This window comes from Paenibacillus mellifer (genome assembly GCF_023195895.1).
GTDB classification, from domain to species: domain Bacteria; phylum Bacillota; class Bacilli; order Paenibacillales; family Paenibacillaceae; genus Fontibacillus; species Fontibacillus mellifer.
Genome location: NZ_JALPRK010000038.1, coordinates 12,336 through 27,135, shown reverse-complemented (window position 1 = coordinate 27,135; position 14,800 = coordinate 12,336). Strand labels below are relative to the sequence as shown.

The following is a 14,800-nucleotide window of genomic DNA, read 5'->3' as shown; positions in this document are numbered from 1 at the left end:
GATCGGATCGAATTTCAAGTCCGGAGTGAACCGGTTTGAAATTCATCCTTAAAAATCTCATTGTATTACTCACTCGTTGTTCAGTTTTCAAAGATCAAACCATTCGTATTTCGTTATCGCTTCGTTTCAGCAGCGACCTTTATAATATATCACGCCGCCCATTCTTTAGTCAAGGTCTTTTTGATTGTCATCATCTGGAAGGCCTTGTCCGGCTTGTCCCGCCGGCGAAGCGATTTATAATGTACCATAGATGATCTGACCGAGTCAACCGTCAGATCATAGTTAATTTAAGACCGACCAGCAGAGCGACACCAGGCAAGCCAAGAATAACTACTGCGCTTAAAGTGACCGGATTCAACGGGATGTAAACTTCGGTCATTAAACCGGAGAAATTGATCACGTAGATGCCCAGCGCCGCCAGCACGATATGGAGCCCGAATCGCGACAGCCAACCCCAACCGATTTTACGCGAGAACAAAATGTATAACAGCAGCGCCAGCGACACGGCAAGGATGCCGATTAGCACAAGCTTCATCTTTTTCCCCTCCTACATGAAATGTTTATGAGCTTTCCCCAAAGTAGGACCCGTTCCGAAAAGCGTCCCAATCTACATGAGCCTGCTTGGCCGCCTTAAGCTGGATTTGGTACCTTCGTTCTGCCGCCTCCAGGGTGTAGATCGCCACATCTACCTCGTCGTGCCCTACCGCTTCTTGAAAAGCGATCTGCGCTCGCTCCCACTCCTTCAGCGCATTAATTACCTCCACATACAATTCCTGTTTGTATTCCATTGCCTCGTTTCCGCGAGCCCGGTTTGAGCGCCCTTCGCCCCAGCCCTTCAATATCTTCAAGCTTGATCGCCTCCCCATCCGGTTTTATTTCATGTGTATCGGGGAAAGGACAAACTTAGAACCGCGACAGCTGGAAAACAAAAAGAACTTCAAGCCCCAAGCGAAAGCCAGGACCCAAAGTTCTCCAGTACCAAACAATATGAAAAAAAGTCTAATTTAGTTCTCGGCGACCTTCCAGCGCCTTGGATAACGTCACTTCATCCGCATACTCCAGGTCGCCGCCAACCGGCAGCCCGTGAGCGATCCGGGTGACGCGAATATCAAAAGGCTTCACGAGACGGGAGATATACATGGCGGTCGCCTCCCCCTCAATGTTCGGATTGGTCGCCAAAATCAGCTCCTTCACCCGCTCATCGCTCAACCGGGTCAGCAACTCCTTGAGCCGAATATCATCCGGTCCCAAGCCTTCCATCGGCGAGATCGCCCCTTGCAGCACGTGATAGTAGCCATCGAATTCCTTCGTCCGCTCCATCGCCACCAAATCCCTGGATTCCTGCACGACGCAAATGACGGAAGCGTCCCGGGTCTTATCCTGACATATCCGGCAAGGATCCGTATCCGTGATGTTGCAGCAAACAGAGCAATAATGAAGGTTACGTTTCACACTTACCAGCGCTTTGGCGAAATCGATGACGTCGTCTTCCTTCATACGCAATACGTGAAAAGCTAGTCTCGCCGCCGTCTTCGGCCCAATACCGGGCAAATGGGTAAAAGCATCGATCAGCTTCGCGATCGGTTCGGGATAATACAATGGGGCCTTCTCCTTCAGTTCCTAAAATTAGAACAGGCCTGGAATTTTCATTCCGCCCGTAAACTTGCCCATGTCCTGGTTCGCCAGTTCTTCGGCTTTCGTCAAAGCGTCATTCACTGCAGTAAGCACCAAATCCTGCAGCATTTCTACATCATCCGGATCTACTGCTTCCGGTTTGATCGTTAGAGCCAGCACCTTCTTGTGACCATTCACCTCTACGGTTACTACGCCGCCTCCCGCACTGCCCTCGACAGTTTTACTGGCGAGTTCTTCCTGCGCTTTGAGCATTTGCTCCTGCATTTTCTTCACTTGCTTCATCATTTGGTTCATATTGTTCACGATCGTTCACATCTCCTTTAAGTAGTCTGCATGTACATCATGCGATATATAGAAAAAACATAACCACGATTTTAAGGTCTATACCTGGCCGGGGGTTCATCATTCTTTGATGACGACCAGATCATCCCCGAAGATACTCAACGCTTCGTCCACCCATGGTTCTTTCCCGGACCCGCCATCCTCAGGCAAGGGTTCCAGTTCAAACGGCTCGCCGCCGGGCCGCTCGCCCGCACCTTGCAGCGCATCCGTCCAATCCTTCAGCATCATCGTCACCAAATGGTAAGGCTTGCCCAGTTGGCGTTCCATCACCGTTTCAATGACCTGCTTATTGGCCGGCTTCTCTGTTGTCTCACGGTGAATGTCGTTCTTGAACGCGACTAGCACATTCTCCTCCGTGACCGAAACGGGCTCCCCATTTACAAACCAGGCGTGGATCGTAATCTTGGCGTCCTTGACGGCCTGGAGCACTTGGTTCCATTTCTGCTGGATCTCCAGAAATTCCGGACTACTCCGAGCTGCAAGATAATGCTCCATCCCGGTCGGAATTTTGGCCTTCGAAGCCACACGTGGTGCGGCGCTTCGCGAAGGACGATTTCCTCCGGCCGCTGCGCCTCCAGCTGCGTTGCCGCCTACAGCAAGCCCGCCCTGCAGCGCGCGTTCTAGCTTCGCTTCCAACTCAGCAAGCTGACGGCGGAGATGATGGACCTCCGAAGCATCGGCAGACGCGCCCGTGCTGCGAGCTCCCGCCGGCTGCTCTTCAGCGCTTTCGGCTCCAAACGTACAGATCTTCAATAACGCGACCTCAAACAGCGTTTGCGGTTGGACGGCGTATTTCATTTCCGTCTGATAGTGATTTAACGTATCGATGATGCGGAACAACTGCGATTTCGTGAAAGCTTCTGCAATCTCTGCAAAATCCTGCGGATCCAACACGCGTTCTGTCAACTTGTCCGCCTGCGGTACCATTTTGACCATCAACAAATCGCGGAAATAATAAAGAAGGTTCTCCATACACTTATCCGCGCTTTTACCTTCCTGCATAAAGCTGTCGATCATCTGCAGCATCCCGCCGATATCGCCGGCGAGCAAGGTTTTGGCCAGCTCCGCGAACTGCCGAGAGGCGATGCCGCCGGTCATGTCCAGCACCTGTTGGTACGAGACCTTACGACCCGAAAATGATGCGATCTGATCCAATACGCTTAACGCATCGCGCATCCCGCCGTCAGACAATCTGGCGATATAATCAATCGCTTCCTTTTCCGCTTCGATGCCTTCTTGTTCGCAGATCATCCGCAGCCGTTCGCTTTGTTCTTCCAGCGATACCCGGCGAAAATCAAAACGCTGACAACGCGAGATGACGGTTGCCGGCAAACGGTGCGGTTCGGTAGTCGCTAATATAAACATCACATGCGGAGGCGGTTCCTCCAATGTTTTTAGCAGCGCGTTGAAAGCTTCCGTGGTCAGCATGTGGACTTCATCGATAATATAAACCTTCTGCCGCACTTCCGTAGGGGCATATTTGACTTTCTCCCGCAGATCGCGGATCTCCTCAACCCCCCGGTTGGAAGCGGCGTCAATCTCAAGCACGTCCATGACGGCGCCAGCGGTGATCCTCCGGCACGCATCGCACTCGTTGCACGGTTCTGCAGCAGGTCCCTTTTCACAGTTTACAGCTTTGGCCAAAATCTTCGCGGCACTGGTCTTCCCGGTTCCCCGCGGACCGCTGAACAGATAGGCATGCGACAGCCGCTGTTCGCGGATCGCATTCTGCAACGTGCGGATGATATGCTGCTGCCCCACCATGTCTTGAAACGACTGCGGCCGCCAAGCCCGGTACAGCGCAATATGCTCCATTATGCGGCACCTCTTTCTTTCCTCAAACGACGGTTGTCGTTTCCTTATTATACTATAGCCATTTGGTCTATGTACAAAAAAAACACCCCTGTCCGCAGACAAAGATGTATTCTTATCAAGTATTCACCGTGCACCTGTTATTGATCATTGCGATCCGAGCGGCACCTTTACGGCATGACTCGGGACAGGCTGCCCTCCGGCACAGGAGTAATACTGCTTATGGCTGCTTCCTTCCGGACCTGACCAGGTTCGCAGGTACTCCTTGCGGAGGACCCGTCCGTCAACATCTGCCGTAAAGACCGGCCTCACATCGACAAGACCTCTAACAGGACTTCAACCTCGCTACAGCGGATTGCGAGTTACAGGGCACCGCTACCTCCCCATCTAGCACGGTGAAACTAAGTATATCTTATGCCTGTACAAATTGCAACCGAAGGGAAGAAGTTGGCTGCGTGCCTACCTTATGCCTCGATTGTCACTGATTTATGCGCTCCCTCTAAATGCAACTCTAGTTTTATTTTGATATATTAATAGAATAAGAAACTGGAAAATAGAGCATGAGAGAGGAGAAACAAATGAAAGCAATCGGGAAACATTTGCTGGTCACCGCGCTCTTGGCCGGAAGCTTGGCCGGAATGGGGCCGTCTCAGGTTGAGGCGGCGTCATCGGTGCGGATCATGCTGGACGGATACCCGCTGGCCTTTTCCGGAGAACCGATGATCGTGAACGGCACAACGTTGGTTCCGTTTCGCTCTATATCTGAAGCACTCGGGATCACGGTCACCTGGAATCAAACCTCCAAAACGATCACTGCTGTCAAAGGTATGGGAGCTGAAGCCATCCATGTGCAATTAACGCTGAACAGCAAAACAGCGAAGGTGAACAACGCCTCTGTTCCATTGGCGGTAGCCCCCCGATCCGTAGGCGGCAATACGCTGATTCCGCTTAGCTTCTTCAGCCAGCAGTTCGGAGCCCAGGTTGGATGGGACCAAGCTTCGAAAACTGTGTCCATCGCCTCACCGCAGGAGCGGTTGTATACCCTGGGCTTCTACGCCTTTGCCTCCTTCTCGGAGGTCGGGGCAGTTCCTAGTCTGGACGCCGTCGCTTTCGGCTGGAGCCGCATCGACGAGAACGGGAAATTCACGCAAACGGGCGACCTATTCAGACTGCCGCAGGCTGCAGGTGAAGTGACTGCGGACAGCCTCGTGAACGACGCAGCCTCCGCCCGAACCTTGCCGTATCTCATGGTCTACTCCAGCGACGTGAAAGGCGAACTCACCCGAATCGTCGAGGATCCAGACCTACGTCAGCAGGCGATCACCGATATGGTCAACGCGGCGAGAGAGAAGGCGTTTCAAGGGATTATGCTGGATTTCGAAGGGCTCGGCTTAACGACGGAGAAGACGGCAACGCGTCAGGCTTTTAACAATTTCGTTAAGGAATTGTCGAAACAAACCCGGACGGCCGGCCTCAAGCTATCCCTGGCACTGCATCCGCTGAACTCATCCTATCAAGGTTATGATTATAAGACGTTGGGAGCCCTAACGGACGAAATCGTGATTATGGCTTATGATTACCTCCCGGGGGACAACAGCGGCCGGCCGCAACCGGTGGATAAAGTGGATGAAGCGATTCGTCTGGCTCTGGAAGAGACGAGCGCCAGCAAACTGATTCTCGGGCTCAACCTGGACAGTGAGGACGAGAACACCATCAAGACGCTGACCGGTCTGGCGAAACGTTATGATCTCAAAGGCATCGCCTTATGGCGGCTGGGCATTATCAAGAGTGATGAGTGGACCCGCCTTAAGCAAAGCGTGGAATTTAAGAAGTAATGGCTTGTTGAATAAGCAGGTTGGATCGAGGGCTGACAGATGTCGGTTATCGTCTCCGACCTGTTTTTTATTTGATGCCCCCCTATCCCATCTCAACCGGCTGAAATGTAAAAGTGCAGTTCATTTCGGCAAATTGACATGTATTTGCCGTTTCAAATGCAAAAGTGCAGTCTAATTTCGCCTATTGCTGCGAGTTTTCTCGTTTTCGGCCTTTTTGAACTGCACTTTTACATCCCAACAAGCAAATTGTCCAATTTCAGCTCGAATCAACTGCACTTTTACACTTGGTGATTGGCATCGAGCGGCATTTGGAGTCCGTCGGGGTCGATGGGGCACTTCTCCTTCTACCAATCAAACGCATCCCAATCCCGCCGTACCACGTCATACATCAACACCCGGCCTGAAATCCCGCTGGAATGCGCATGCAGCCAGCCTTGCTGGCACAACTGCTGTAAATACCGCACCGCAGTCCGATGATTTACGCCAAGCTGCCTCTCTACATCCTTCGGGCGAATAGATTTGCCTATTTGCACTGCTTGCAGCAACGTAGACTTCAACGCGATCTTAGCCAGATCACATTGTCCAGATACCTCAAACCGACTCATTAACATCCGAAGCAGCATGATGCAAATTTCAGGCTGTCGCTCCACATCGTCATAAGACAGAGAAATCACCCGATAACCCAGAGCTTGCAGAAAAATTTCTCTATTCAACTCCCGGCTATACATCGTGCGATCCATATCGCGAACATGCGGCCCAAAGCCCTTGATCTCAATAATGAGCTTCACGGCTTCCGTGAGCCAAGCGAAGTCCGCAAAATAGGGCCACCCCCGCCAATCCGCGATCTCATATTCCGGATGCAGGTTGTCCAAACTCCCACGCAAAGGCCACCATACGTTTCGTAAAAATAGTTGTTCGCCATGTCCATGCCCTCGTTCCAAACGATCCTTCCGTTCACCGGAACGATGTTTGCGATGTGATGCCAACCAACGTTGATGCGTCTCATCAAACTCCATATGTCCGCCGCCTCCCTTTATCCGAACTTATAAAATCACGCCAGTAAAAAAGAAAAAAACGCCTCCGCCCATCATCAGATAGGCAAAGACGTTCTTCGTCATTTCGTTTGTGTACGGGTATCTTAGATACCGTATTTCTTTTTGAATCTATCCACACGTCCACCAGCATCCAGGAATTTCTGTTTCCCTGTGAAGAATGGATGGCAGTTGGAGCAAATTTCAACGCGCAGGTCTTGTTTCACGGAACCTGTTTCGAAGGTGTTACCGCAAGCGCAAGTTACCGTAGTCACGTGATATTTCGGTTGAATTGCTTCTTTCATCACTTTCACCTCTTTCCGCCCTGAGCCTCAATCGTGCACAGAGTTATAATGACACACAATCGCATTATAGCACGGGCCAATCTTTCATGCAATTGCCTGTTTTATCCTCGTACCTTGACGCGGGCCAACTCTGTCGGAGGGACATGCGTGTACGATCCAATCACGACATCCGGCAGTTCCTCCTGAAAAATCTCAATCGCCTGCTTCATACCTAGAATCTCGCCCTTCGCCTTCGGAATCAAGTCCAGATAGCTCTCGGGGTCAATGTTCAGGTTACGCAACTGAATCAGCTTCAGCTTGCTGCGGCGAGCGAATTCGATCATCGCTTCAACTTCTTCCTCGCGGTCCGTGACCCCGGGGAAAATCAAATAGTTGATCGAGGTGTACACCCCTTGATCCGCAGCATACTTCAACGATTTCTCGACATTTGCCAGCGTATAGCCGCGTGGTTTGTAGTAGGCGTTGTAATGATCATCCAATGCGCTGATCGTGCTGACCCGCATCAGATCCAGGCCGGCATCCACGATTCCGCGAATGTGATCGGATAACCCTGCGTTCGTATTGATGTTGATATACCCCATATCCGTCCGGCGCCGGACTTCGCGAATCGCTTCGATAATTAGCTTGGCCTGCGTGGAAGGTTCTCCTTCGCAGCCTTGACCAAAGCTGATGATCGATTCTGGGGTGGTGAGATGCTCCAGCATGACTTCCACCAGTTCCTCGACGCGCGGACGGAAATTCATCCGTGTCTGCGGGGAGACGAATCCGCTATCGTCCGGCTGTTCAGAAATGCAACCGAAACAGCCTGCGTTACAGGAATAAGAGACGGGGACCGCCCCTTCCCAACGGTTGAGGAACGTATTGGAAGCCGTCAAGCACTCATAACCCAACGCGCAGTTGGATAAATGCTCATACAGCCGATTCTCTGGATAACGGGAGGTATAGGTTTTCACTTGATTCTTCAGTTCAAGAGGATCACAGTTCAGCGGATTCCACTTCTCGGGATCGTCCGACAAGCGCGCCGTCACATAAAACTGACCGTCTTTCCAGACAACCGCGGAATATCCGAACAAAGGGAGTTTATAATCCTTGTCGGTCTTCACATACCCCGGCAGACAAAGACGGGTATAGCCTTGCGGAAGCAAAGCTCCAACCGCCTGGACATTGCCGGGGAGCGGCTTCATTTCGCCAGTCTCCGGGTCCATCCCAATCGGCCGGGTTGATGGTAGGCCTACCAACGTAGCCCCATCCGGAAGCGGAATCAGCTCATCCTCCATGATCTCCACAATCATATCCGCACTGCGGGCTAAGCCGAACAGCGAAGAGTGATCATAGACCTGTCCTTGTTCATCTGCATACACTAAGTACATGTTGTTCTCCTCTTTGTATTCATCACGGGAATAAGACTTCCCGATTCACTTTTAGACTGTGGAATTATGCGGGGTCCCGGCACTCGAAGAAGTCGAACCAGTCCGCGTAGAAGCGGAGCTCGATCGAACCGGACGGCGCGCTCCGCCGTTACCGCCACCCGAAGGCGTGTTCCCGGAAACGTCGAAGGAAGCCAGGAATTCCGCATTGGTCTTGCTGTCACGCAGCTTCTTCAGGAACCCTTCGACAAAGTCGTAAGAGTCGTTCATATTTTTGCGAATCGACCAAATTGTATCCAGTTCCTCTTTGCTCAGCAGCACTTCCTCGCGGCGTGTGCCGGAGCGACGAATGTCGATGGCCGGGAAGATCCGGCGTTCCGCCAGCTTCCGATCCAGGTGCAGTTCCATGTTACCGGTGCCTTTGAATTCCTCATAGATAATATCGTCCATCCGCGAACCGGTATCCACTAAAGCTGTTGCCAAAATCGTCAAGCTGCCGCCTTCCTCCACATTCCGGGCCGAGCCGAAGAAACGTTTAGGACGATGGAATGCGGCCGGATCGATCCCCCCGCTCAGCGTACGACCCGATGGCGGTACGACCAAGTTATACGCCCGGGCGAGACGCGTAATACTGTCCAACAAAATCACAACGTCCTTCTTATGCTCCACCAGACGCAAAGCGCGCTGCAGCACAAGCTCCGCCACCTTGATATGGTTCTCCGGCAGCTCGTCAAATGTAGAAGCGATGACTTCGCCTTTGACCGAGCGCTGCATATCGGTGACTTCTTCCGGACGTTCATCGATCAACAATACGAATAACTCAATCTCGGGATTGTTGGTGGAGATGCTGTTGGCGATTTCCTTAAGCAGCAGGGTCTTCCCTGCTTTAGGCGGCGCCACGATCAAGCCGCGTTGGCCGAGTCCGACCGGGGCAAGCAAATCCATAATTCGGGTGGATAAGTGATTTGGGGAAGTTTCGAGCGCTAATTTGGTCTGCGGATAAAGTGGAGTCAACGCTGGGAAATGCAGACGTTCGGCCGCGATGGCCGGATTCTCGCCGTTAACGGCGTTCACTTGCAGGAGGCCAAAATACCTTTCATTTTCCTTCGGCGTTCGGCACTTCCCGGAAACGAGATCCCCGGTACGCAGATCAAACTTGCGGATTTGCGAAGCGGAAATATAGATATCTTCCGTACTGGGCAAATAATTAATGGGTCTTAGGAATCCGTACCCTTCCGGTAAAATCTCGAGCACGCCTTCCATAAACATCAGACCGCTTTGTTCGGCCTGTGCCCTTAAAATAGCAAAAATCAATTCTTTCTTCTTTAATTGGCCGTAATAAGGGATCTGATATTGCTTCGCCAGCTTGTACAGCTCGGTAAGCTTCATCCCATCCAGATCGGCGATTTGAAGATCCATATTAAAATAACCACCTATTCAATTTTATTGAAATCTATGAAGTCATGGCATAATGATAGACTTATTCGCCTAGTATGCCCTATCCTTGGCAACTTATGCGCGAGAGAGGAAAGTTATTCTTCCGTCTCCCGCCAAACATCGGCACCCAATGCCCGCAAATTCGGCACCAGATGATCATAACCTCGGTCAATCAGCTCCACGCCAAAAACTTCGGTAATTCCCTCCGGAATCGTTAACCCGGCCACGATCAACGCCGCCCCAGCGCGCAAGTCAGCCGCTTTGACCTTGGCGGCATTCAGCGGTCCGCCTTCGATGATGGCCGAACGGCCTTCCACACGGATTTTCGCTCCCATCCGCACCAGTTCCGGCACATGCTTAAACCGGTTGCTGTATACAAAATCGCTCAGTACACTGACCCCCTTCGCCTGCGTGAGCAGACTCGTCATCGGTGACTGAATATCCGTAGGAAAACCGGGATAAACTAATGCCTTGACATCGACATGATGGTAGTCTGGGCGACCGATCACTCGAATGCTCTCATCAAGCTCCTCGACTTGAGCGCCCATTTCTAGCAACTTTGCCGTCAACGCCTCCAAGTGTTTGGGAATCACGCCGTCGATCAAGACATCGCCCCGCGTCGCCGCGGCGGCGATCATATAAGTCCCGGCCTGGATCCGGTCGGGAATAATGGAATGGCGGCAGCCCTTCAGCTCGGTAACGCCTTCAATCCGGATCGTCTCCGTACCGGCCCCTTTAATCACGGCCCCCATGGAATTTAATAAAGTGGCCACATCTATAATTTCAGGCTCTTTCGCCGCATTTTCGATAATCGTAGCGCCTTTGGCTCTTGTCGCCGCCAGCATAATATTAATCGTCGCTCCAACACTACTGACGTCCAGGTAAACCTTCGCGCCGCGCAGTTCCTTCGCATGCAAATGAATGGCACCGTGTTCATTCGTTACGTTCGCCCCTAACGCTTCAAACCCTTTGATATGCTGATCAATCGGACGAGGCTCAAAGTTACAGCCCCCCGGCAACCCGATGGTAGCTTCTTTGAAACGCCCTAACATGGCCCCCATCATATAATAGGAAGCCCGCAGCTTCTTTACCGGCCCATTGGGCATCGGAATTGAACGAATATGGGTGGGATCGATGCGCATTTGACTGCCATCCCACATGACACGAGCGCCCAGCTCCTCCAAAATCTCCGAGTATACCGCCACGTCGCTCAAAATCGGCAAGTTATCCAGAACCACTTCAGATTCTGCCAAGATCGCAGCCGGAATCAACGCGATTGCGCTGTTTTTTGCGCCGCTGATCGAAACGCTTCCGCGCAGCGGACGTCCGCCACGGATCATTAATTTCTCCATAAGTCCAGGATCCCCCTACGTATTTGCGTCGGTACACAAGACCATGATTTTTAGCGGCAGAAATGGAAAGACACCGTCTAAGCGGTGTGCTCTCCAAGTCACCTTATTCAGCTGGACGGTCCAATCGCTTGTCCGCCCTTAAGTTACACCGTCCCCACTGTAGCAGAGGTCGGCGCAAACGCTTGGCGTTGATCCTTAAGCCTTGTTGTTGGAACCAAACTCTCGGATTTTGCCAACTACCGTAGCCTTGATCGCATCACGGCCAGGAACGATGTATTTACGTGGATCGTAAGCATCTGGTTTCGCAGCCAATACGTCACGAACCGCTTTGGTGAACGCAATTTGGTTCTCTGTGTTCACGTTGATCTTGGACGTACCCAGCGAAATCGCTTTGGTGATATCATGCGTCGGAATGCCTGTCCCGCCATGAAGAACGAGCGGAAGCTTAACAGCGTCGCGGATTTCTTCCATTTCTTTGAACCCAAGGTTCGGTTCGCCATGGTAAGGACCATGCACGGAGCCGAGCGCTGGTGCCAGGGTATCGATGCCGGTTTCTTTGACGATGCGAACGCACTCGTCCAGGTTAGCGTATTGGATACCGCCGATTACGTCGTCTTCTTGACCGCCAACTGTGCCAACTTCAGCTTCAACCGAAACGCCTTTGGCATGAGCGTAGTCAACAACCTTCTTCGTCATGGCAATGTTCTCTTCGATCGGATGATGAGAACCGTCGATCATAACGGAAGTAAAGCCAGCGTCAATCGCTTCCTTACATTTATCAAAGCTCGATCCGTGGTCGAGGTGAATTGCAACAGGTACTGTAATTTTCATGTCATGCAGCAGGCCTTCCACCATCTTAACAACGGTGTAGAAACCGCCCATATGGCGGGCAGCGCCTTCGGAAACGCCCAGAATAACCGGGGATTTCTCTTCTTCAGCTGCAGCCAGAATGGCTTGCGTCCATTCCAGGTTGTTGATGTTGTACTGGCCTACGGCATATTTGCCGGCAAGGGCTTTGTTCAACATGTCAGTCATCGATACTAATGGCATGGGTTTCAATCCTCCTAAGGATGTGGGATTTTATCTTATTTAGCCGACATTCACACACTTTCTTATTATACCACAACCTGTCAAAAATACTATTCATGCTTTCCCTTCGTTTGTGAACGCCTTGTGCTTATTTATTCCAGAAAAAGAGACCTTCTTTAGGAGACCGCGTGATTCCACGCCGCTCTCCTATAGAAGGCCTTCTTTTCATCCGCGGTCCGCCTAAAGACGAGCTCCACCTTTCAGCTGCATGTTGACCGCTGCGCGCATTTCATCAATGTCAAAGGGTTTCGTAAAATGCATCAGAGCCCCAAGGTCCGTCGCTTCCTTGATCATATCGAGCTCGCCGTAGGCCGTCATCATAATGACCTTGATCTCCGGATTGGCCTCCTTGATATGTTTAAGGATCTCCAAGCCGTCCATGCCCGGGATTTTCATGTCGAGAAGCACCAAATCCGGCGAATCGCTGCGGACGATTTCCAAAGCCATTTTGCCGTTGGCCGCCTGAAACGTTTTATACCCTTCGCTACTGAACACTTCCATCAATAAAATGCGGATACCGTTCTGATCGTCGACAATTAACACTTTCTTCTCTTCCACCGAAAAGCCCTCCTACAAGTCCACCCTGTAATCCTGGTCATACCTAATTACTTCGCTCCCGATTTGCAAAACCCTTCTCCACTGGAAAAAAGAGCCTTAAAAAATCAGTCGAACCAAATTGACAGAGTGTCCCCTGGATGGCAATTGTGGTCAATCCGTGTTTAGGACAAGTGCGCGATGGAAGCTTTCACGAACTCGCGGAAGAGCGGCTGCGGACGGTTTGGCCGAGAAGTGAACTCCGGGTGGAATTGCACCGCCAGGAACCAAGGATGGTCCGGAAGCTCAACGATTTCTACGAGCCGCCCGTCCGGAGAGGTTCCGGAAATGCGCAGGCCGACACGCTCCAGCGTCTCGCGATACGTATTGTTGAACTCATACCGATGACGGTGACGCTCATAAACCAGCTCGTCGTCATAACATTGCATCGCGAGCGATCCCGGTGCCAGCTTACATGGATACAATCCCAGCCGCATCGTCCCGCCGAGATCCTCGATATCCTTCTGTTCGGGCAGCAGATCGATCACCGGATATTCGGTGGACGGATTGATCTCCGAGCTGTTGGCGCCTTGAAGTCCTGCAAGTGAACGAGCAGACTCGATCACAGCCACCTGCATCCCCAGGCAAATGCCGAAGAACGGAATCTGGTTTTCGCGGGAATAACGGATCGTCGTAATCTTGCCTTCGATGCCGCGATCGCCGAAACCACCCGGTACGAGAATCCCGCCTACGCCTTTCAGCAGCTCAGCCACGTTCTCGTCCGTCACTTCCTCCGCATTCACCCAGCGAACCTTCACGTCCGCATTCGCGTCAAAGCCGGCGTGAGACAACGATTCCACCACGCTGAGATATGCGTCATGCAGCGCCACGTATTTACCAACGATGGCGATCTCCACGGTTTTCTCCAGCTTATTGATACGGTCAACAAGACCTTCCCATTCGCGCATATCCGGCGCCGGTGTCGTCAGTTTAAGGTGGTTGACGACGATCTCGTCAAGCCCCTCGTCGCGCAGGTTAAGCGGCACTTCGTACAGCGTGTCCGCATCGCGGCATTCCACAACCGCGCTGGCGTCAACGTCGCAGAACTGGGCGATTTTCCCCTTGATGTCCTCCGAAAGCTCATGCTCCGTACGGCAAACAATGACGTTTGGCTGAATCCCGATGCTGCGCAGCTCCTTGACGCTGTGCTGGGTCGGCTTCGTCTTAACTTCGCCGGCGGCTTTGATATATGGAATCAGCGTCACGTGAATATACATGACGTTGTCGCGTCCGATGTCACTCTTGATTTGTCGAATCGCTTCCAGGAACGGCAAGCTTTCGATGTCACCAACGGTACCGCCAATCTCGGTGATCACGACATCAGAGCCCGCTTCGCGCCCGGCACGGAAGACACGCTCTTTAATCTCGTTCGTAATATGAGGAATGACTTGAACCGTTCCGCCCAGATACTCACCGCGGCGTTCCTTGCCAATGACCGAGGAGTAGATTTTCCCCGTGGTCACATTGCTGTTCTTCGAAAGATTAATATCGATAAAACGTTCATAATGGCCCAGATCCAAATCGGTCTCGGCGCCATCGTCCGTGACGAATACTTCCCCGTGCTGATACGGGCTCATCGTGCCCGGATCGACGTTAATGTATGGATCGAACTTCTGGATCGTTACCTTCAAACCTCTGTTCTTAAGCAGCCTGCCCAACGAAGCCGCCGTAATGCCCTTCCCCAGTGAGGATACGACCCCGCCTGTCACGAAAATATATTTTGCCACAGCCCAAAACCTCCTAAAGTAGTACGTGTTCATACAAAATCAGATCCCAGAAATTCAGGCAACTTAGATCATTAGCGTAACCTATTATCCGGCAAAACATAGCCAAAATGGCTATAAAAAAAACAAAAAAGTGACACCCGAATAGGTCGGGGCACTTTTAATAAAATGCATATGTTATAGGTTTGAATCATAAGCCCATGCAATAGTTTACCCGTTACCCAAGTCCGTGTCAAGTGAAGGCGGAGGGCAGATCTGAACAAAATAAGACATAAAA

At 51.8% G+C, this 14,800-nt stretch carries 14 protein-coding genes and 1 other RNA gene; 1 reads left to right on the top strand and 14 read right to left on the bottom strand.

Annotated elements, in window-relative coordinates; all coding sequences use genetic code 11:
* Positions 1 to 271 precede the first annotated feature (271 nt).
* The 6 genes from M0651_RS23400 to ffs form a co-directional block, all read right to left on the bottom strand.
* Positions 272 to 535 (bottom strand): pro-sigmaK processing inhibitor BofA family protein, encoded by a 264-nt coding sequence (locus M0651_RS23400; RefSeq protein WP_248554075.1) that lies wholly within the window; start codon positions 533 to 535, stop codon positions 272 to 274.
* A gap of 25 nt (positions 536 to 560) precedes the next feature.
* A complete protein-coding gene (locus tag M0651_RS23395) occupies positions 561 to 848 on the bottom strand; it encodes a DUF2508 family protein (RefSeq protein ID WP_248554074.1) in 288 nt (95 codons plus the stop codon).
* A gap of 151 nt (positions 849 to 999) precedes the next feature.
* Positions 1,000 to 1,599 carry a recombination mediator RecR gene (recR, locus tag M0651_RS23390; protein ID WP_248554073.1) on the bottom strand — a complete coding sequence of 200 codons (600 nt, stop codon included), beginning with the start codon at positions 1,597 to 1,599 and terminating at the stop codon, positions 1,000 to 1,002.
* Positions 1,600 to 1,626: 27 nt separating this feature from the next.
* Positions 1,627 to 1,938, bottom strand: coding sequence for a YbaB/EbfC family nucleoid-associated protein (locus M0651_RS23385; protein ID WP_248554072.1), 312 nt, complete (start codon positions 1,936 to 1,938; stop codon positions 1,627 to 1,629).
* Between the two features lie 99 nt (positions 1,939 to 2,037).
* The gene (gene dnaX / locus M0651_RS23380; RefSeq protein ID WP_248554071.1) at positions 2,038 to 3,792 is read right to left on the bottom strand and encodes a DNA polymerase III subunit gamma/tau; all 1,755 of its coding nucleotides are present in this window, start codon (positions 3,790 to 3,792) and stop codon (positions 2,038 to 2,040) included.
* 126 nt (positions 3,793 to 3,918) lie between these two features.
* Positions 3,919 to 4,185, bottom strand: an RNA gene (gene ffs / locus M0651_RS23375) — signal recognition particle sRNA large type.
* Positions 4,186 to 4,367: 182 nt separating this feature from the next.
* Here ffs and M0651_RS23370 point away from each other — a divergent pair.
* Complete coding sequence (locus tag M0651_RS23370) at positions 4,368 to 5,624, top strand: stalk domain-containing protein (protein ID WP_248554070.1); 1,257 nt, start codon at positions 4,368 to 4,370, stop codon at positions 5,622 to 5,624.
* Positions 5,625 to 5,968: 344 nt separating this feature from the next.
* Here the strand turns inward: M0651_RS23370 and M0651_RS23365 are convergent, their stop codons facing one another.
* The 8 genes from M0651_RS23365 to pyrG all read right to left on the bottom strand — a co-directional run bounded on the left by M0651_RS23365 (position 5,969) and on the right by pyrG (position 14,526).
* Entirely contained in the window at positions 5,969 to 6,640 is a 672-nt protein-coding gene (locus tag M0651_RS23365; protein ID WP_248554069.1) for a putative endonuclease domain-containing protein, read from the bottom strand.
* Positions 6,641 to 6,762: 122 nt separating this feature from the next.
* Complete coding sequence (rpmE, locus tag M0651_RS23360; RefSeq protein WP_059040438.1) at positions 6,763 to 6,960, bottom strand: 50S ribosomal protein L31; 198 nt, start codon at positions 6,958 to 6,960, stop codon at positions 6,763 to 6,765.
* A 101-nt stretch (positions 6,961 to 7,061) separates the two neighbouring features.
* The gene (locus M0651_RS23355; protein ID WP_248554068.1) at positions 7,062 to 8,330 is read right to left on the bottom strand and encodes a radical SAM family protein; all 1,269 of its coding nucleotides are present in this window, start codon (positions 8,328 to 8,330) and stop codon (positions 7,062 to 7,064) included.
* A 51-nt stretch (positions 8,331 to 8,381) separates the two neighbouring features.
* Entirely contained in the window at positions 8,382 to 9,746 is a 1,365-nt protein-coding gene (rho, locus tag M0651_RS23350) for a transcription termination factor Rho (protein WP_248554067.1), read from the bottom strand.
* A gap of 113 nt (positions 9,747 to 9,859) precedes the next feature.
* Positions 9,860 to 11,116: a UDP-N-acetylglucosamine 1-carboxyvinyltransferase gene (murA, locus tag M0651_RS23345; protein ID WP_248554066.1), complete on the bottom strand. Its 1,257-nt coding sequence runs from the start codon at positions 11,114 to 11,116 to the stop codon at positions 9,860 to 9,862.
* Positions 11,117 to 11,311: 195 nt separating this feature from the next.
* On the bottom strand, positions 11,312 to 12,166 hold the full coding sequence (fba, locus tag M0651_RS23340) for a class II fructose-1,6-bisphosphate aldolase (protein ID WP_248554065.1): 855 nt from the start codon (positions 12,164 to 12,166) through the stop codon (positions 11,312 to 11,314).
* A 219-nt stretch (positions 12,167 to 12,385) separates the two neighbouring features.
* Complete coding sequence (locus tag M0651_RS23335) at positions 12,386 to 12,763, bottom strand: response regulator (protein WP_059040443.1); 378 nt, start codon at positions 12,761 to 12,763, stop codon at positions 12,386 to 12,388.
* Between the two features lie 161 nt (positions 12,764 to 12,924).
* Entirely contained in the window at positions 12,925 to 14,526 is a 1,602-nt protein-coding gene (gene pyrG / locus M0651_RS23330) for a CTP synthase (RefSeq protein ID WP_248554064.1), read from the bottom strand.
* Between the last annotated feature and the right edge of the window lie 274 nt (positions 14,527 to 14,800).